Raw genomic sequence first — 17275 nt, forward strand, 5'->3', positions numbered from 1 at the left:
GGAGTCCCTCTAGCTATCACAGCCGGAGTGGGATGCTCAGGCCCGCGGCAGCTCGACTGTGAAGCAGGCCCCCTGCCCCACCTCCGAGCGGACAGAGAGCGTCCCGCCCGCCTCCGTCACGACGCGCCAGGCCACGCTCAACCCCAACCCCACGTTGGACCACACGTCCTTGGTGGTGAAGAAGGGCTCGAAGATGCGCGGGCGGATGTCGGGGGAGATGCCCTTGCCGGTGTCCTCCACCTCCAGGAACGCGCGGCCGTCGCGCTGCCCCGTGCGCAGGGTGAGCCGCCGCGTGGGCGACTTCATCATCGCCGTGCGCGCGTTGGACAGGAGCGCGAGGACGACCTGGGACAGGTGCCCAGGGTCGGCGCGAACGCGGCTCAGGCCCGGCGACAACTGGGTGGCAAGTGTCACGCCGTCACTGAGAATCTGGTGCTCGGTGAGGCTGAGCGCGTCGCGAACCACGGCGTTGAGGTCCACCGGGCGCATGTCGGGGCGCTCGCGCTGCTGGGAGAAGCGCAGGAGGTTCTGGGTGATTTCCTTGCAGCGCTTGGCGCTGTGCTCGATTTTGCGCAGCGTCTCCAAGTCGGGGTCCGCCGAGCCCCTGTCCAACATGAGCAACTGCACGTTGCCGAGGATGCCGGCCAGCGGGTTGTTGATTTCGTGCGCCACGCCCGCGCCGAGCTGTCCCACGGCCGCCAGCTTCTGCGCCTCGAGCAACTGGGCCTGGGCGCCGCGCAGCTCGTTCGTGGCCTCGTCCACGCGCATGCGCAGCTCGTCATTCCAGCGCAGCATCCTCGCGCGGGCCGACTCCAGCTCCTCGCCCATGCGGTTGAAGGTGGTGGCCAGCTCGCTCAGCTCGTCCTGTCCCTCCACCTTGACGCGCCGGCTCAGCTCTCCGCGCCCGTAGGCCTCCGCGCCTTGAACGACTTCGCCCAGCCTCCGGTTGAGCCGTCGCGTGAAGAGCGCGCCCAGCCCCAGCAGGACGAAGAAGGCTCCGCCAATCGACGCCAGCACCGTGCGCCGCATGGCGTGCACCGGCGCCAGGGCCGTGGCCTCGTCCACCTCCACCACCACGTCGAAGCGCAGGCCCCGGGACACGCGGGCCACGCTCACGCGCCGGGGCGGGTCCTCCAGGCGGAAGCTCCTGACCAGGTCCGGCTCCGGGGCCGTCGGCGTCAGCAGATGGGCGGCCAGCTCGGGGGCCAGCGTCGTCATCCGTCGCGTGGGCTCCGTGCTCGCGAGGATTCGCCGGTCGTCGTCCACCAGGTCCACCCGGCCCAGCGAGCCCTGGGGACGGCGGAGCAGCGCGGCCTCCAGCGGCTCGAGGACAATCTCCGCCAGCGCGAAGGGCGCGTCCTCCCCTTCGGCCAGCTTCACCGCCACGGACACCGCCGCGTGTCCGCTCTCCTCATGGACGTAGGCGCCGCCGAGCGCCGCCTGGCCCTTTCCTCCGCCCCGGAGCTGCTGCACGGGCACCGAGTGGGCCATCCGCGTCTGCCCACCCTCCTTGAAGCGGGGGTGGCCCTCCACATCTTCCTGCCGGAACACGGGGGCGCCCAGCGGACGGCCCTGGGCGTCGAGCTTCAGCACCGCGCTCACCGCCGGGGACTGGCCGTAGAGCAGCCGCAGTCCACCCACCGTCTCCGCCTCCGTGGCGGACTGCCAGTCGAAGAGCTCGGCGGAGCGCGCGAGCGCCTCCACCACCTCCATCAACCTGGCGCCCACGGCCTCGGCGGCGGCGGACGCCTGGGTGCGTTGCTCCGCGTCGATGCGAGCGACCAGCTCCGCCTCGGCGCGTGAGAGCAACAGGAAGCCGACCGCGGCCAGCGGCAGCACCGTCGCGGCGAGCATGAACAGGACCAGCTGCTGGTAGAGCCTCACCCGGCGACGGAGCGTACCACCTGCTCCCGGTCACTGCGCAGATAGACGGAGCCCAGGATGGCCTTGGCGCGCTTCTTCATGTCGGCCGCGCGGCGAGCCAGCTCCGCGTGGTCCTGGGTGCCGTCCGTCATCACCGCGACGATGGACACGCTCATGATGGGGAAGCGCCGCCGCTCACCATAGCGGTCCTCCGCCTCGATGTGGCCCCGCTCCCTGTCTTGCCTGTCGTAGTAGAGCGGGATGATGCGGTCGAAAGTCTCGATGGCCGTCTGACAGACGCGGTCCACCGACTCCGGCGCGGCGATGAAGACGAAGTCGTCTCCGGCCACGTGGCCCAGGAAGTCTCCGGGCACGCCTTCCTGCGCGAAGATTTCGCGCATCAGGTCGCCCGTCTGCCTCACGACACCGTCGGCCTTCGCGAAGCCGTAGTAGTCGTTGTAGGCCTTGAGGTTGTCCAGGTCCAGGTAGCAGAACGCGAACGGCCGCCGCGCCACGAGCCGCCGCTGCACCTCGCGCTCAATCGCGGTGGAGCCCGGAAGCTGCGTCGTCGGAGAAGCCGACAGCTCCTGCTCCTTGCGGCGCAGCACGCTCTCCACCCGGGCGCCCAGCTCCAGCGCATCGAAGGGCTTGGTGAGGTAGTCGTCGCCGCCCAGCTTGAGGGCGCGCACCTTCGAGGACGTCTCCGCGCGGGCGGAGATGAAGATGACGGAGATGTGGCCACTGGCGCGCTCGGCCTTTATCTCCTCCAGGAAGAGGAAGCCGTCGCCGTCCGGCAGCGTCACGTCCAGCAGGATGACGTCCGGCCGGCGCTCGCGCAGGGAGCGGCGCCCCTCTTCCAGCGAGCCCGCCACCACCACGTCGAAGCCGATGTTCTCCAGCACCTCGCGACAGATGGTGGCGATCTTCACGTCGTCGTCCACCACCAGCACGCGGCCATGGGCCGTGCCCGCGCGACCGCGCACCAGCGAGTCCACCGTGGCCAGCAGCTTGTCCGGCATCAGCGGGCGCACCAGGAAGGCATCCGCCCCGGCGCGGAAGGCGCGCTGACGCTCGTCGAAGGCGGACGAGAGCAGCAGTGGCGCGCGCCGCGTCTCCGGGTCATGCCGGAGGATCTCCGCCAGCCGCAGCCCGTCCACGTCCGGCAGCCGCACGGACACCAGCACCATGTCCGGGTGGTACTGCCGCGCGCTCGACATGCCTTCTTCCGCGTTGAACGCCAGCCGCACGTCGTAGCCGCGCGCGGTCATCAGCGCCTTGGCGATGTAGCCGACCTCCGGCTCGCCCTCGATGACCAGCACGCGGCCCCGGCTCTCGCGGCGGCGGGGCCCCGGCACTTCACCCGCCTCGTCGGACTGGCGCAGCTCCGGCGGCGGCTCGGTGGGAAGCACCGCCATGAAGCGCACGCCGTCCGCGCACGGCTCGCACCAGATGCGTCCACCGTGGGCCTCGACGATGTTGCGGCAGATGGCCAGGCCCAGGCCCGTGCCGCGCACGGTGCGGTTGGCCTTGGTGCGCGCCTGCTCGAAGCGGTCGAAGATGCGCTCCAGGCTGTCCTCGGCGATGGGGTCGCCGCTGTTCCAGCAGGAGAGCACCACGTAACCGGGCAGGCTGGACGTGGCGTGCAGCTCCACGCGCACCTCGCCGCCCTCCGGGGTGAACTTCACCGCGTTGTTGAGCAGGTTGTTGAGGACCTGATTGAGCCGGTTCGGGTCGGCGATGACGCGCAGCGGATGGCGCGGCAGCCCCGGCGTCACCTGCACGCGCTTCTCACCGAAGGCCGGGCCGTACTTCTCCACCACCCGCTGGACGAGCTCGTCCAGGTAGGCGACCTCGAAGTTCATCCGCAGGCGGCCCTTGGCGAACTTCGACAAGTCCAACAGGTCGTCGACGATGGTGTTGAGCTTCTCGGTCGAATCCCGGGCCAGCGACAGGTAGCGGCGCTGGCGCTCGTTGATGTCGCCGGCCATGAAGTTGAGCACCAGGTCCAGCGCGCCGGAGATGGACGTGAGCGGCGTGCGCAGCTCGTGGCTCACCATGGAGACGAACTCGTCCTTGCGCTCCTCCAGCCGCTTCTGGTCGGTGATGTCGCGCAGCACCACGCACACGCCACGCAGCGTGCCGCGCGCATCGCTCACCGGCGTCGTCGTCGTCTGCACGTGGCGGTCGAAGAGCTTCACCTCCTCGCGCAGCACCTGCGTGCCGCTGTACTCCCAGCCGCGCACCAGGTGGAAGGGCTGGAAGCCCAGCCGCTCCTCCATCATCCGGCTGGTGTGCTCCGTCGGGTCATCCCCCACGCGCAAGAGCCGCCGCGCCGCCGGGTTCATCACGACGATGTCGTTCTTCTCGTCGGTGAGCACCACGCCGTCGGCCATGGACTCCACCATCCGCTCCATGCGGTGGCGGGCCTCTTCCTCCGCCGAGCGCAGGGACTGGATGGCGTCCGCGGTCTGGTTGGCGAGCACGTCCAACAGCACGCCATCGTCCTCGGTGAAGGCGTCCGCGCGCTGGCTGAACAGCGACAGCATGCCCACCGGACGTCCACCCGCGACCAGGTTCACCGTGAGCTGGCTGGGGTACACGGCAGGCGCCGCCGCGTCCTGGGTCGTCGTCCCCGCCACGCGGGTGATGACCCGGTCCTCCGGCAACAACAGGCCGCTGCTCTTGCGGTACGCGCCGAGCATCGACTCCTTCACGCCCAACAGCGCCTGCTCGCCCACGGTGCCGTGACAGCGCAGCCGCAGCGTCGCGCTGCGCGACTCGTCCGGGGCGATGAGCGCCGCGCCACAGTCGTACGGCAGCACGCGCGCCACGGCGATGAGCACGCGGTCGATGATGTTGTCGTAGCTGGCCGGATCATTCGCGCTGGCCCGGCTCACTTCGTAGAGCACGAACAACGCTTCCACGCGCTGGTGGAGCTGGCGGATGAGCCGCTCCTTGTCCCGCCGCAGCTGCGTGTACTCCACCGCGTTCTTCACGGTGATGAGCAGGTCGTTCACGTCCCAGGGCTTGGTGATGTACCGGTACACCTGCCCCTTGTTGATGGCCGCGATCAGGTCATCGGGGTCGGTGAAGCCCGTCAACAACAGCGTGGTGACGTCGAACCCCTCCGCGCGCGCTGTCGCCGCCAGCTCGATGCCCGTCATCTCCGGCATCCGCTGGTCCGTGACGAGCACGTCCACCGACTCGCGACGTAGGACTTCCAACGCGGCCTGACCGCTCAAGGCCGTGAGGACGCGATACCGGCGCTGGAACATCCGCGAAAGGATGTCCAGGACGTCGGCCTCATCGTCGACGAAGAGCAGCGTGTGGCGGAGCTCGGACAAAGCAGGCGGAATTGTACGTCGAGATCATCGACTCCCCTCAAGAACTGAGAATGCCGAAAAGTTCGACACACACTGAGGGTGCGCACGGGGATACTGAACGGATTGACTCTACACGTATGTTCAGGGAAAGTGGACACTGAAAGCCTGTTGCCTGGAGACCTGCTCCAAGGGAATCAGGCCGGCCGAGCGAGGGAGCGCATGGAAGAGCTGACGGACCGCCAGCGCGAGATTCTCAGCTTCATCGTGAAGGAGTCGGAGACTCGCGGATTCCCGCCCACCATCCGGGAGATTGGCGAGCACATGGACATCCGCTCCACCAACGGGGTGAATGACCACCTGAAGGCCCTGGAGCGCAAGGGCTACCTGAACCGGGGTGAGCAGCAGAGCCGCTCCCTCGTTCCCACCAAGCGGGCCCGGCTGCTCCTCGGCCTGGGCGCCAAGCGCGACGCGGGCATGGTGGAGGTGCCCCTGCTGGGCAAGGTGGCGGCCGGCGCGCCCCTGCTCGCGCAGGAGCACATGGAGGACTCGGTCAAGATCGACAGCTTCCTCCTGGGCGGCGTGAATGGCCGGGAGGTCTTCGCCCTGCGGGTGAAGGGCCAGTCGATGATCGACGACGGCATCCACGACGGCGACTACCTCTTCGTGAAGAAGACGCCGGCGGCCAATCCGGGTGACATCGTCGTGGCGCTCATCGAGGACGAGGCCACGGTGAAGCGCTACTACCCGGAAGGCGAGCGCATCCGCTTCCAGCCGGCGAACGCCACCATGCAGCCCATCTACGTGAGCCGCACGGAGTTCCGCTCCACGATGATTCTGGGCCTGGTCGTGGGCGTGTACCGGAAGATGCAGGGCGGGCGCGCATAGCGTCGTCGCGGCCCCAGGGCTCCTGGGCTCACGCTCAGGGGCACTTCTTCACGCGAGGGTCCGCCGCCAACGCGCGAGCGCAGGCGGCCTGCACCAGCACCGGGTCCTTCAGCTCCTTGGCGAGTCGCGCCGTGGTGAGCTGGAGGTCCACGTCCTTCACCATGTCGTGCTCGGTGCTGAGGTTGCCGAGGATGCGCAGCGCGTCCGACTTGCGCTCCATGGTGACGAGCAGGTCCGCCAGCTCCCGCAGCTCGCGCACGTCGTTGCCCTGCACGGACTCGAGCGCCGCGGCCAGCTCCTGCTCCGCGCCGTCCTTGCTCTTCATGGCGAGCTGGATTCGGGCCAGCGCCACGTGGACGATGGCGCGGTCCTTCACGCGCAGGGATTCCTTGTACGCGTCGATGGCGTCACCCGGCTTGTCCAGCTGCAGGTGGATGGTGCCGACGAGCTCCCACAGCGTGGGGTCCCTGGGGGACTTGCTCGCGGCCTCCTTGTAGGCGGTGGCGGCCTCCGGCAGCTTGCCGGCGCGCACCAGGGCGTCGCCCAGCGCGGTGAGCACCCCGGGCGTGCGGAGGCCTTCGTCGGCGGCCTTCTGCACCAGCGCGAGAATCTCCGGCTGACGGCCCACCTTGGTGAGCACCTCCGTGGTGCGGAGGATGAGCTCGGACTTCACCACGCCCGAGGAGGCGTTGGCGGCCAGGATGAAGTGGCGGATGGCCTCGTCGTTCTCGCCCTTCTTGAGGTGGATTTCGGCCAGCTGCTCCAGCGCGTTGAAGTCGTTGGGGTACAGGGCCACGGCCTTGCGCAGGGAGCTGAGGGCCTCGTCGGGACGGCCGAGCTGGGCCTGGACGAAGCCCAGGCGGCTCCAGTTGGTGGAGCGCTTGGGCTCCAGCTTGAGGGCGGCCTCGAACTCGGTGGCGGCCTCCGCGATCTTGCCCATGGAGAGGAAGACCTCGCCGCGCGCGGCGGGCAGCCGCGGGTCATTGGGCGCCAGCTTGCGCATCTCCTCGAAGGACGCGAGCGAGGCCTCGAACTGGCCCTGGAGGTACTCGGCGGTGCCCTTGATGTAGAGGCCCTCCGCGTGGTCCTTGGGCGTCACCGTGGGACTGTCGTCACAGGCGGAGGTGGCGAGCAGGGCAATCAGGGACAGGGAACGCAGGCGCGAGAACATGGGGGGGCTCCGAATCCTAGAAGTGGTACGCGATGCCCAGGTTGAGGTCCAGATTGAGGCCATCTCCGAGCTTGGACTCCGCGAGTCCGAGCACGGCCTGGGCCACGTTCGTACCTGCCTCGAGCTGGACACCGACGTGTCCGGCGATGAGGTACTCCAGCCCGAGGAAGCCGACGACGGTGGGCAGCGGCCCGGTGGACTGGAAGATGCCGAAGTCGCCGAAGGACAGCTGCACGCCCAGGCCGAAGCCCCAGTACGGGCGCAGCGACTTCTCCACGTTGTGGTAGTGGCGCGCGCCGACGACGCTGGGCAGGACGTTGAGGCCACCCTCGGCGCCCTCGGTGTCGGAGCGCAGGTAGGAGAAGCCCACCTGGACGAAGCCGAGCCACTCCGGGTGGAACCAGTAGCCCACCTCCAGGTCGGCGCCTGGATTGAAGTTGGCCAGCTTGTCGACGAAGTTGTTGTTGATGCGCAGGCCCAGCGAGAGGCCACCGCCACCGACCATCGGAGCCCCGCCGATGAGCGGCCGCGCGCCCTGGCTCACGCCGGGAGCCACCAGCTCGGCGACGAGCGCGTCGGCGATGGCGTAGACGGTGGGGAACAGGGTGTCCGCCTCCGGCGACTCCGCGCGCGGCTTGGACAGGCTCTCCTCGCGCTCGGTGTCGAGGAGATTGGCCGTGAGCAGGTACGACTCCCCGAAGCGGTCCACGCGGCCGATGATGACGAAGCGCGCACCGGTGAGCTTGGCGAGGTCCTTGAGGCAGAGGCCTCGCTCACACGAGGACTTGAGCTCGACGAGCTGCTGACGCTGGGCCTCGTTGAGCGAGGCGTCGATGTCACGCTGCGAGACGACCCACAGGCGCGGAGCCTCGGCCAGCCGCCCGGTGATGAGCGAGGTGACGCCCGTCGCGGAGTCCCGGGCGGAGGGGTTGGCTTCGAACGCGAGCACCGCGACGCTGAGGGGCGCCTCCTCCTTCGAGGGAGCGCTCGTGGCGGGCACCGGCTGGGGGTCGGGCTCGCTCGACGGGGAGAACACCTGGGCCCACGCGGACGGGGAGAGCAGGACGAGGAGGACGACGAGGGGTGCGAAGGTGTGCGGCACGGCGCGGCACTCTACCCTCCCCTGGCCCCAGCCCGGAGGGCCCCTGCGGGTCCTGACGCCTGAATTCATTCGGGTCCACCGTCCAGGACCGCGGCCACCAGCGAGGGAGGGAGCGAGCCCCCGTCCCCGAACCTGGGGCCCGCGCTCAGGTGGACGGCATCGGCCCCAGGTAGTCGAGCGGATCCACCGGCTTGCCATCCACGCGCAGCTCGAAGTGCAGGTGCGGACCGGACGTCTTGCCGGATTCGCCCACGGTGGCGATGACCTGCTCCCGGCGCACCTTCTGCCCGGTGCGCACGCGCAGGTCGCGGTTGTGCGCGTAGAGCGTGATGAGCCGGTTGGCGTGCTCGACGATGACGATGTTGCCGTAGCCCTTCTGCTCGCCCGCGTAGAGCACGGTGCCTTCCTGGGCCGTCTTCACCGGCGTCCCCGAGGGCGCGGCCAGGTCGATGCCGTCGTGCGGCTCGCGTCCCTTCTTCCCGAAGCGCCCGTACAGGACGCCCCGGAGGGGCCAGTCGATCATCCCCTGCGTGGCCAGTCGGGGCCGGGGTGAACCCGGACGCGACGCGGGCCTGCGGGGAGGCTCCTCGCGACGCGCCACCACCTGCCGGGGCGCCGTTCCCGTGGACGTGCGCACGGGCTCCGGGTCCGCTTCGGCGGCCAGCGTGTCGGACGACTCCACCGGCACGCTGCGCTCCACGCCGGGAATCGTCAGCTCCTGACCCACCGCCAGCGCGCGCACGTCCTTGATGCCGTTGGCGGTGGTCAGCTCGTCCACCGTGAGGCCATACGTCTTGGCGATGCGGTACATCGTCTCGCCCGGGGCGACGCGGTGCCGCACGGACACCAGTTCCGGCTCCGGGTGCGCGGACCGCAGGGCGAACGGCAACGCTCCGTTGCGAGGCGGAGGCGTCGAGTCTTCGGAAGGACGGGAGGCACGGGCCGGCGCCGCGCCCGGCACCTCGGACGAGGCCTGGGACTCCGAGTCCACCAGCGTCAGCTCCGTCCCGGGAGCCGCGGCCCGGGTGCCCGCGCAGCCCGCGACGAGCACGGGCACGAGGAGGACCAGGAGCGCCCTACCCGCTCGGATGGAGGTGCCCGGCCTCAACGCTAGGCACCATCCGGCTCGTGTCGGACGAAGTCCTGGAGGCTCCAGCCTTCCAGTCCCTCGAGCTGACCATGGTCCGTCAGGTCCAGATGCAGAGGCGTCACCGAGACCCGCTTGGACAGGTGCACGGCGTTGCAGTCACTGCCTGGAATGTCCTCGTGCTGATACTCGCTGCCGCCAATCCAGTAGTACTTCCGGCCGCGAGGGTCTTCCTTCTCCACCACGCTGTAGCCGTACGAGTGCCGGCCCAGGCGCGTGACGCTGTAGCCCTCCGGCTCCACGCCGCCAGGGATGTTCACGTTGAGCAGCATCCGCTTGGGCAAGGGACGCGACAGCGCCGTCGTCACCAGCGAGCGGGCGAACCGCGCGGCCGGACCGAAATCGAATGAGCCCCTGGCCACGAGGCTGAAGGCGATGGCGGGAATCCCGAGCAGGGCCCCCTCCATCGCCGCCGCCACCGTCCCCGAGTAGGTGACGTCGTCGGCCAGATTCGAACCGTGGTTGATGCCGGACACCATGAGCGTGGGGCGATCATCCTTCAGGAGATGGACGATGGCCAGATAAGCGCAGTCGGTGGGCGTCCCGTCGACGGCGAACCACCGCTCCCGGACCTCCTTGATTCGCAGGGGCCGGTGCAGGGAGATGGCATGGGACGCGGCGCTCTGCTCGCGGTCCGGCGCCACCACCCAGACCTCCCCCAGGGGACTCACCGCCTCCACCAGTGCCTGAAGTCCTTCGGAGAAATAGCCGTCGTCGTTGGACACGAGGATGCGCGGTTTCCGCATAGCCGCGCGGTTGTAGAGGAGCCCCCGGGCATCGGCAAGCACGCTCACCAGCGGCGCTGTTACAGTGTCCACCCGCCGAATGCCGCCGCCGCCCCGTCGCCGCAATGCCCCCCAGGGGCCCGACCCGCTCATCGCCCAGCGCCGCCGAGGCGCCCTGCTCGGCCTCGCCGTGGGCAACGCCCTCGCGGTGCCCACCGCGCACCGCAACCTGCAGGCCTCCTCCTTCCCCACACTGGCGGACGGGCCGTACGACAAGATGACGGGCGGAGGCCCCCAGCAGTTGCGCAAGGGACAGGTGACGGAAGAGGTCCACCTCGCCTGTTGCCTGGGGCACAGCCTGCGCGACTTCAAGCGCTATGACGCCGCGGACGCGCTGCGCCGCTACCGGGCCTGGCAACCCCACGCCTTCGACGTCAGCGAGGCCATGAAGGAAGTGCTGGAGGACTGCCAGTCCTCCGGCTTGCCCCCCCTGGGCGCGGGCAAGCGCGTGTGGCTGCGAAGCCACCGCAAGGCCGTGGGCGCGGGCAGCCTGGCGCGCTGCGCGCCGCTGGGCGTGTACCTGGCGGGTGACGCGAAGGCTCGCACCCAGGCCGCGCTGGAGGACTCCGCGCTCACCCACTACGACCCGCGCTGCCAGCTCGCGTGCGCCGCCCTCACCGCCGCGCTCGCCAAGGCCGTGACGACGGGCGAGGGGTTGAAGCCCGAGGACCTCGTCACGGCCGCGGAGTCCGGCATCCTGCTGGCCGGCGCGGCGTTGGGGCGCTCCGCCCCCGACTACGTCCAGGAGGTGGCCTTCGCCTCCGGCCTGCTGCGCGAGGACCTGGCGCGCGCGCGCGACGACGACCCCTGGCTCTACGGCCCGGACCTGCACGTGCACCGCGCCCAGCACGCCATCCACGTCGCCTTCCGGCTGGCCTTCTGGGAGCTGCTCCACGCCCCCACCGCCCAGGCGGCCCTCATCGACGTGGTCCACCGGGGCGGCGACACGGAGGTCCACGGCGCGGTGACGGGCGCGCTGGTGGGCGCCTTCCACGGCGAGGAGGCCCTGCCCGAGGAGTGGCGCAAGCAGGTGCTGGAGGCGCTGGGCACGGTGAAGGGCCCCCTCTGGGACGTCTACCACCCCCGGCACCTGCTCAGCCTCGTGGCCGACTGAAGCGTCGCCCGTGCGGGGTGGCGGAGGGCTGCCAGATACACGAAGCCCGCGGGGGACGGTCCTCAGGGGGACGCCCGCCGCGGGCTCGTTGCCACGTCAATGCGGCCTGGGGGCCGCGTGTGTCACTCAGGCCAGCAGGTCGATGACCACCACGCCCCGCTGGGGCTTCTCTTCCTCGGTTTCAGTCCTGCGACGCGGGCGGTCGTCGGGCATGGGCAGCGGCAGCTCCACCACGGGCCTGTCGTGCTCCTCCCGGCGGCGCTCCCTGCGCTTGATTTCTTCGATGATGAAGGCGTCGAGCATGGGTTTCCGTCTCCCCTCAGCCTACGTACCCCGATGTACGCCCGCCGTCCCGCCCAGAAATCACTGCCACCACTCTCAGATGCAAATTAAGAACCCCGGTTCCGCACTGGGTACGTTGCCGCCATCTCGCACGGTTGCTCGTCCACCATCCGACAGCCGAGCCAGGGGAACCGTGGCGTAGATGTCATGGAGACCCGAAACTTCCGGTCGGGATGCTGTTGATTCTAATGCCCTCGCGACGGCCCGCAAGCGGACCGCGTCCCGACACACCTCCGGCACTCGGGGCGGCAAGCCGCCCGGCGGGAGGGCCTGCCCGCCTGTCTACTCCCAGGCGGGTGGGGTCAGCGAGGGACCTGGAGTCCAGACGGACCCCTGGCCGCCACTTTCAAGGCGCCTCGGCGCGGCGCTTGAACGCCTCCAGCATCTTCGGCAGCGACGTGTCGACCAGGGCGTTGACGACGGCCTTGGGCACGAGCAGGCCCAGGGCCATCTCCACGTTGTAGGTCGCTCGCGTCTTGCCCTCGCCCTCGGGCTCCAGGAGCCAGCTGCCCTTGTTGTCCTTCATGACCTCGCCCTTGATGAAGGACCAGGCCATGCGGCGGGGGCGCTCCTCCACCACGCGGATGGAGTAGTTGACCGTCTTCATGACGTCGACCTTGTAGTGGACGTCGACGGTGTTGCCCTTCCGGTTCTCGGTGCGGATCTCCTTCACCTCGGAGAGGAACTCCGGGTAGCGCTCGTACTGGGTGATGACGTCGAACACCTTCTCGATGGGGGCGTTGATGACGATGGTCCGCGTGGCGCCAGGCATGGTGTCGGTCTCCGAAAGCGTCGAGGGGACAGGCTAGAACGCAGCGTAGCCCGGCTTCTTGTCAAACTTGTGCAGGGACTGGATGAAGCGCACGGTGCTCGTCTTGCTGCGCATGACGACGGAGTGCGTCTCACAGCCGCCGCCGAAGAAGCGCACGCCCTTGAGGAAGTCGCCGCTGGTGACTCCCGTGGCGGCGAACATCACCTCGCCCCGGGCCAGCTCCTCGGCGGCATAGATCTTCGACATGTCGGTGATGCCCATCTTCTTGGCGCGCTCGATTTCGCCCGGGTTGCGGGGCACCAGCCGGCCCTGCATGTCGCCGCCAGTGGCGCGGATGGCCGCCGCGGCGATGACGCCCTCGGGCGCTCCGCCGGTGCCCATCAGCACGTCCACGCCCGTGCCCTCGAAACAGGTGGCGATGGCGCCCGCCACGTCACCGTCCTCGATGAGCCGGATGCGCGCGCCCGCGGCGCGGATCTCCTTGATGAGGTCCTGGTGGCGCTCGCGGTCGAGGACGACGACGGTGAGGTCCTCCACGTAGACCTTCATCTTCTCCGCGACGGCGCGCAGGTTATCCGTGGGGCTCTTGCGCAGGTCGATGGCGCCCCGGGCGCGGGGACCCACGGCGAGCTTCTCCATGTACGTGTCGGGCGCGTTGAGCAGCCCGCCCTTGCTGGCCATGGCCACCACGGTGATGGAGCCCGGACGGCCGTAGGCGCACAGGTTGGTGCCCTCCAGGGGGTCCAACGCGATGTCCACGGCGGGGTCACCCTCGCCACGGCGGCCGACCTTCTCGCCGATGTAGAGCATGGGCGCCTCGTCGCGCTCGCCCTCGCCGATGACGATGGTGCCGTCGATCTGCAGCGCGTCGAAGGCGCGGCGCATGGCGTCCACGGCGGCCTGGTCCGACTCGTTCTTGTCGCCGCGGCCCATCAGTCGGGCGGAGGCGATGGCCGCCATCTCGGTGACGCGCACGACCTCCATTGCAAGGTTGCGATCCATAATCGGTGCTCCTTCAGGTTCCTGCGTTCGGATGTTCCAGCAGCCGGGCCAAGGACTCCGGCAACCGCGTGGGCTTGCCGTCGCGCCCCACGCACGCGTGCAGGGTACGACCGGTGCACAGCAACGTGCGCGGTTCGCCCTCGCGGAAAAGCTCGTAGGTGAACACGACCGAGGCCCGGCGCAACTCGCTCACCGTCGCGCGGATGACGAGCACGTCGTCGTAGCGCGCGGGGGACTTGTACGCGCAGCTCGCCTCCGCCACCGGCAGCATGAAGCCAGTGCCCTCGAACTCCCGGTAGCTGCCTCCGCGCGCGCGGAAGTACTCGCTTCGGGCGAACTCGAAGTAGCGGAAGTAGTTCGCGTAGTAGACGACACCCATTTGATCGGTGTCGCCGTAGATGACGCGCAGTCGGGCCTCGACCATGAGGGCGCGGACCGTAGCAGGGGCTGACCGCCGCCGTCCAAGACGCCGAGGCGCTTGTCGGTTGCATCTTCTCCGTCGGGCAGGTCAGCTTCTTGGACGTATGATTCGCGCCCTCGCCCTGACCGCCCTGCTGGGTTCGCTCCCCGCCGCCGCGCGTCCTCCCCGACTCACCCTGCTCATCACCGTGGATGCGCTCGGCAGCGACGTCCTCTTGCGCAACCGTCCCCGGCTCCAGGGCGCGCTGGGTCAACTGCTCGACAGTGGCGCCTACTTCCCGTACGCGCGTTATGCCTACGCGAAGTGCCGCACCGCGCCGGGCCACACCACGCTGGCCACGGGCACCAACCCGTGGCGTCACGGCATCGTCGACAACCGGTGGGCGGACCGCTCCACCGGCAAGCTCGTCTATTCCTTCGTGGACCCGGCGCACCCGGTGCTGGAGGCGACGCTCAAGCCGGGGCAGGACGCCAGCCCCGCGAACCTCATGGCGGAGACGCTCGCGGACCGGCTGCGGATGGCCACGCAGGAGCGAGGCAAGGCGGTGGCGGTGTCGCTCAAGTCGCGCTCGGCCATCCCGATGGCGGGCCGGCTGGGACAGGCGTGGTGGTTCGACGACGGCGTGGGGAAGTTCGTGACCGGCACCTGGTACACGAAGGAGTTCCCCGAGTGGGTGAAGCAGCTCAACGCGCGGAAGCTCCCGGAGTCGTACTTCGGCAAGACGTGGGAGCTGATGCGTCCGCGCGCGGAGTACATCGGCGAGGATGACCGGAGCTACGAGGCGGACTCGTACGGGCTGGGCCGCACCTTCCCGCATCCGCTCACGGGCGGACTGAAGGAGCCGGGGCTCAACTTCTACAAGGCGTTCGGCGTCTCGCCGGACTCGCACACGCTGCTGGTGGAGGCGGCGAAGGCGGCCATCGTCGGTGAGGAGTTGGGGAAGGACGCGGTACCGGACCTGCTCGCGGTGAGCTTCAGCGGGACGGACAACGTGTTCCATGAGTACGGCCCGTACTCGTGGGAGATGCAGGACACGATGCTGCGGTTGGACAAGGCGCTCGGGGATCTCATCTCCGCGGCCGAGCGCGCGGCCGGTGGACGCGCCAACCTGACCATCGCGCTGGTGGCGGACCATGGCGGAGCGACGGCGCCCGAGCAGTGGGCGGCGGCGGGGTTGCCCGCGCAACGGCTGAACCCCAAGACCCTCAGCGAGGGCATCTCCGCGATGGTAAAGGAGCGCTTCGGCCCGGACGTCACGGCGACGATGGAGGAGCTGGACGTGTACCTGGGCGGTCCGGCGCTGACGTCGGGCAAGGTGGATGGCGCGCAGGTGCGGCGCGCGGTGGCGGACTGGCTGTTGAAGCAGCCCCATGTCGTGGCGGCGGTGACGCGTGAAGAGCTCTTCACCGCGCCGGACCCGGCGGGCTACCTGGCCCCCCTGCGCAAGGGCTACTTCCCGGAGCGCAGCGGCGACGTGCTGTTCCTGCTGCGGCCCTTCCAGGTCGTCTACTTCGACCCCGAGGGGAGCACGCACGGCTCTCCGTACTCGTACGACTCGCAGGTGCCCGTGGTGTTCGCGGGCAAGGGAATCAAACCGGGGACGTACATGACGGAGATCGACCCGGTGGACGTGGCACCCACGCTCGCGGCGCTGCTGGAGATGGGGATGCCCGCGTCCACGGAGGGAAAGCCCCGCGCGGAGATCCTCACCGGCAAGTGAGCCCGGACTGAAGACAGGGACCTCGGACTCGAGGTCCCCGCCGCGAACCCGAACCACTCAGCGCAGCGGCGCGAGGAACCCGTCGAGCACGCCGTTCACCCATGCCGGCGCATCGAGCTGTACCCAGTGGCCAGTGATGGGCTCCACCTTCTTGAACGGCAGCTCGGGCACCCGCACCTGGTACGCATCCGGGCCCTCGTTGTAGGCCGTCACCACGGACAGCTTCGGCCCCGGGTAGCGGCGCAGCGCGGAGACCGGATCGAACGTCAGGAGCGAACCCAGTCCCGACCGGACCGCCACCTGGGCGGTGGCCCTCAAGCCCCCGAGCACCTGCTCCCGAACCTCGGGCCGAGAGGGCGCGAGCATCGGCGCCCAGTACTCCTCGACGACCTGAAGCCACGCCTCGGTGCCCAGCACCGCCATCAACCCCTGCGCCTGCTCCTCTGGAATCATCCGTCCATCGGAAGCAGGGTCGAGCAGCAGCAACCCCGCCACTCGCGACGGATGTGCCGCCGCGTACGCCGCGCAGACCGCTCCGCCCAGGCTGTGGCCCACGAGCACGAACCGCTCCAGCTTCAAGCCGTCCACCACCGCCGCGATGTCCGCCGCGAAGTCCTCGACGGAAATCGCGCCCTCGGTGGGGACCTCGGACTGGCCGTGTCCTCGCAAGTCCAGCGCGAGCGCCCGATGCGTCTGGCGCAGGTGTGAGAGCTGCGACGCCCAGTGCTTCGTACTCCCGGCGCTGGAGTGGACGAACACCACCGGAAGCCCACCCTCGCCACCGTCATTCACGTACAGCGCGCCCGCAGGGCCCTTCATGACGACCTCCTCGATTCAGGGGCGCGTCCAGCCGCGCCATGAATCCTTGAGTACGGCCCATCCCTGTCAGAATCTGTCAGCAAATGGCACGCGTCAGCCGAGTCATGCGTCTGGTCGACTTTCTCCGGGGCCGCGAGGCCACCACCGTCGCGGAGATTTCCGCCGCGCTGGGGGTGAGCCCGCGCACCATCCACAGAGACCTCGCCACCCTGCGGGAGCAGGGCCTGCCCATCGCCAGCGACACCGGCCCGGGAGGCGGCGTCCGCCTGGAGCGCGACAGGGGCGTCACCGCCGTCCACCTCTCCGTCGAGGAGGTCGTCGCGCTGTGGCTGGCCGCGAGCCTGTCCTCGACGGGAAGCGCGTTGCCTTGGGGGAGCGCGGCACGCTCGGGGCTCGACAAGCTCTTCGCCAGCGTGCCGAGGGAGCGCTCACGCAGCATGCGCGAGCTGTGTCAGCGCGTGGTGGTGGGGCGCCCCGCGACGGCCCGCGTGCTCTCGACACTGGGAGCGCCGCCCGAGGAGCTGCTCGCCATCTTCGAGCAGGCCTTCCGCGAGCAGGTGTGCCTCGCCTTCGACTACGAGGACCGCCACGGGAAGAAGAGCCGTCGCTGCGTGGAGCCGCACGGACTGCTCGTCGAGTCGCCTGTCTGGTACGTGCTGGCGCGCGACGTGGAGAAGTCCGCGGCGCGCATGTTCCGGATGGACCGCGTCCACCGGCCCCGGCTGGTGCCCGAGCGCCGCTTCATCCCCGACATGGAGGGACTCAAGGCCCAGGCCCTCGCTCAGCGGAGCAAGGGCCCGGAGTGAGCG

15 protein-coding genes are annotated in these 17275 nt (G+C 69.6%); 4 read left to right on the plus strand and 11 right to left on the minus strand.

Translation table 11 applies throughout. From position 1 onward, the window contains the following. Positions 1-36: 36 nt before the first annotated feature. Positions 37-1884, minus strand: coding sequence for a sensor histidine kinase (locus HUW62_RS04860; protein ID WP_176433705.1), 1848 nt, complete (start codon positions 1882-1884; stop codon positions 37-39). Then, the gene (locus HUW62_RS04865) at positions 1881-5207 is read right to left on the minus strand and encodes a response regulator (RefSeq protein ID WP_176433706.1); all 3327 of its coding nucleotides are present in this window, start codon (positions 5205-5207) and stop codon (positions 1881-1883) included. The genes HUW62_RS04860 and HUW62_RS04865 overlap by 4 nt, the downstream gene beginning before the upstream one ends. Before the next feature lie 198 nt (positions 5208-5405). Here HUW62_RS04865 and lexA point away from each other — a divergent pair, with 198 nt between their 5' ends. Next, entirely contained in the window at positions 5406-6071 is a 666-nt protein-coding gene (gene lexA, locus HUW62_RS04870) for a transcriptional repressor LexA (RefSeq protein ID WP_141648756.1), read from the plus strand. Between the two features lie 34 nt (positions 6072-6105). Here the strand turns inward: lexA and HUW62_RS04875 are convergent, their stop codons facing one another. The 4 genes from HUW62_RS04875 to surE form a co-directional block, all read right to left on the minus strand. Further along, on the minus strand, positions 6106-7242 hold the full coding sequence (locus HUW62_RS04875; protein ID WP_163865090.1) for a lipopolysaccharide assembly protein LapB: 1137 nt from the start codon (positions 7240-7242) through the stop codon (positions 6106-6108). A gap of 16 nt (positions 7243-7258) precedes the next feature. Further along, positions 7259-8344 carry a hypothetical protein gene (locus HUW62_RS04880; protein WP_176433707.1) on the minus strand — a complete coding sequence of 362 codons (1086 nt, stop codon included), beginning with the start codon at positions 8342-8344 and terminating at the stop codon, positions 7259-7261. 145 nt (positions 8345-8489) lie between these two features. Further along, positions 8490-9452 carry a peptidoglycan DD-metalloendopeptidase family protein gene (locus HUW62_RS04885; protein ID WP_163865088.1) on the minus strand — a complete coding sequence of 321 codons (963 nt, stop codon included), beginning with the start codon at positions 9450-9452 and terminating at the stop codon, positions 8490-8492. Positions 9453-9454: 2 nt separating this feature from the next. After that, complete coding sequence (gene surE / locus HUW62_RS04890) at positions 9455-10237, minus strand: 5'/3'-nucleotidase SurE (protein WP_163865158.1); 783 nt, start codon at positions 10235-10237, stop codon at positions 9455-9457. A 79-nt stretch (positions 10238-10316) separates the two neighbouring features. On the opposite strand from surE, the gene HUW62_RS04895 reads away from it, so the two are divergent. After that, the gene (locus HUW62_RS04895) at positions 10317-11390 is read left to right on the plus strand and encodes an ADP-ribosylglycohydrolase family protein (protein ID WP_176433731.1); all 1074 of its coding nucleotides are present in this window, start codon (positions 10317-10319) and stop codon (positions 11388-11390) included. Positions 11391-11516: 126 nt separating this feature from the next. Here HUW62_RS04895 and HUW62_RS04900 read toward each other — a convergent pair whose 3' ends face one another. The 4 genes from HUW62_RS04900 to HUW62_RS04915 form a co-directional block, all read right to left on the minus strand. Continuing rightward, a complete protein-coding gene (locus tag HUW62_RS04900) occupies positions 11517-11693 on the minus strand; it encodes a hypothetical protein (protein WP_176433708.1) in 177 nt (58 codons plus the stop codon). A gap of 385 nt (positions 11694-12078) precedes the next feature. After that, positions 12079-12504 carry a type II toxin-antitoxin system RatA family toxin gene (locus HUW62_RS04905; RefSeq protein WP_176433709.1) on the minus strand — a complete coding sequence of 142 codons (426 nt, stop codon included), beginning with the start codon at positions 12502-12504 and terminating at the stop codon, positions 12079-12081. Between the two features lie 33 nt (positions 12505-12537). Continuing rightward, positions 12538-13506, minus strand: a complete 969-nt coding sequence (gene glpX, locus HUW62_RS04910; RefSeq protein WP_163865086.1) for a class II fructose-bisphosphatase — start codon at positions 13504-13506, stop codon at positions 12538-12540. A 13-nt stretch (positions 13507-13519) separates the two neighbouring features. Continuing rightward, the gene (locus HUW62_RS04915; protein WP_163865085.1) at positions 13520-13930 is read right to left on the minus strand and encodes a thioesterase family protein; all 411 of its coding nucleotides are present in this window, start codon (positions 13928-13930) and stop codon (positions 13520-13522) included. Between the two features lie 100 nt (positions 13931-14030). On the opposite strand from HUW62_RS04915, the gene HUW62_RS04920 reads away from it, so the two are divergent. Then, a complete protein-coding gene (locus tag HUW62_RS04920) occupies positions 14031-15647 on the plus strand; it encodes an alkaline phosphatase family protein (protein WP_163865084.1) in 1617 nt (538 codons plus the stop codon). 57 nt (positions 15648-15704) lie between these two features. Here HUW62_RS04920 and HUW62_RS04925 read toward each other — a convergent pair whose 3' ends face one another. Further along, entirely contained in the window at positions 15705-16466 is a 762-nt protein-coding gene (locus HUW62_RS04925) for an alpha/beta fold hydrolase (RefSeq protein ID WP_176433710.1), read from the minus strand. 104 nt (positions 16467-16570) lie between these two features. On the opposite strand from HUW62_RS04925, the gene HUW62_RS04930 reads away from it, so the two are divergent. Continuing rightward, complete coding sequence (locus tag HUW62_RS04930) at positions 16571-17272, plus strand: YafY family protein (protein WP_240356304.1); 702 nt, start codon at positions 16571-16573, stop codon at positions 17270-17272. Positions 17273-17275 lie beyond the last annotated feature (3 nt).

The sequence above is a fragment of the Myxococcus sp. AM011 genome (assembly GCF_013372595.1).
In the GTDB taxonomy this organism is placed as follows: domain Bacteria; phylum Myxococcota; class Myxococcia; order Myxococcales; family Myxococcaceae; genus Myxococcus; species Myxococcus eversor.

What these genes read in the sequence shown, in the direction of transcription:
- HUW62_RS04900 (WP_176433708.1), bottom strand. Translation starts at nt 11,693, where the DNA reads ATGCTCGACGCCTTCATCATCGAAGAAATCAAGCGCAGGGAGCGCCGC.
- HUW62_RS04925 (WP_176433710.1), bottom strand. Translation starts at nt 16,466, where the DNA reads ATGAAGGGCCCTGCGGGCGCGCTGTACGTGAATGACGGTGGCGAGGGT.
- HUW62_RS04905 (WP_176433709.1), bottom strand. Translation starts at nt 12,504, where the DNA reads ATGCCTGGCGCCACGCGGACCATCGTCATCAACGCCCCCATCGAGAAG.
- glpX (WP_163865086.1), bottom strand. Translation starts at nt 13,506, where the DNA reads ATGGATCGCAACCTTGCAATGGAGGTCGTGCGCGTCACCGAGATGGCG.
- HUW62_RS04915 (WP_163865085.1), bottom strand. Translation starts at nt 13,930, where the DNA reads ATGGTCGAGGCCCGACTGCGCGTCATCTACGGCGACACCGATCAAATG.
- HUW62_RS04930 (WP_240356304.1), top strand. Translation starts at nt 16,571, where the DNA reads ATGCGTCTGGTCGACTTTCTCCGGGGCCGCGAGGCCACCACCGTCGCG.
- lexA (WP_141648756.1), top strand. Translation starts at nt 5,406, where the DNA reads ATGGAAGAGCTGACGGACCGCCAGCGCGAGATTCTCAGCTTCATCGTG.
- surE (WP_163865158.1), bottom strand. Translation starts at nt 10,237, where the DNA reads ATGCGGAAACCGCGCATCCTCGTGTCCAACGACGACGGCTATTTCTCC.
- HUW62_RS04895 (WP_176433731.1), top strand. Translation starts at nt 10,317, where the DNA reads ATGCCGCCGCCGCCCCGTCGCCGCAATGCCCCCCAGGGGCCCGACCCG.
- HUW62_RS04920 (WP_163865084.1), top strand. Translation starts at nt 14,031, where the DNA reads ATGATTCGCGCCCTCGCCCTGACCGCCCTGCTGGGTTCGCTCCCCGCC.
- HUW62_RS04875 (WP_163865090.1), bottom strand. Translation starts at nt 7,242, where the DNA reads ATGTTCTCGCGCCTGCGTTCCCTGTCCCTGATTGCCCTGCTCGCCACC.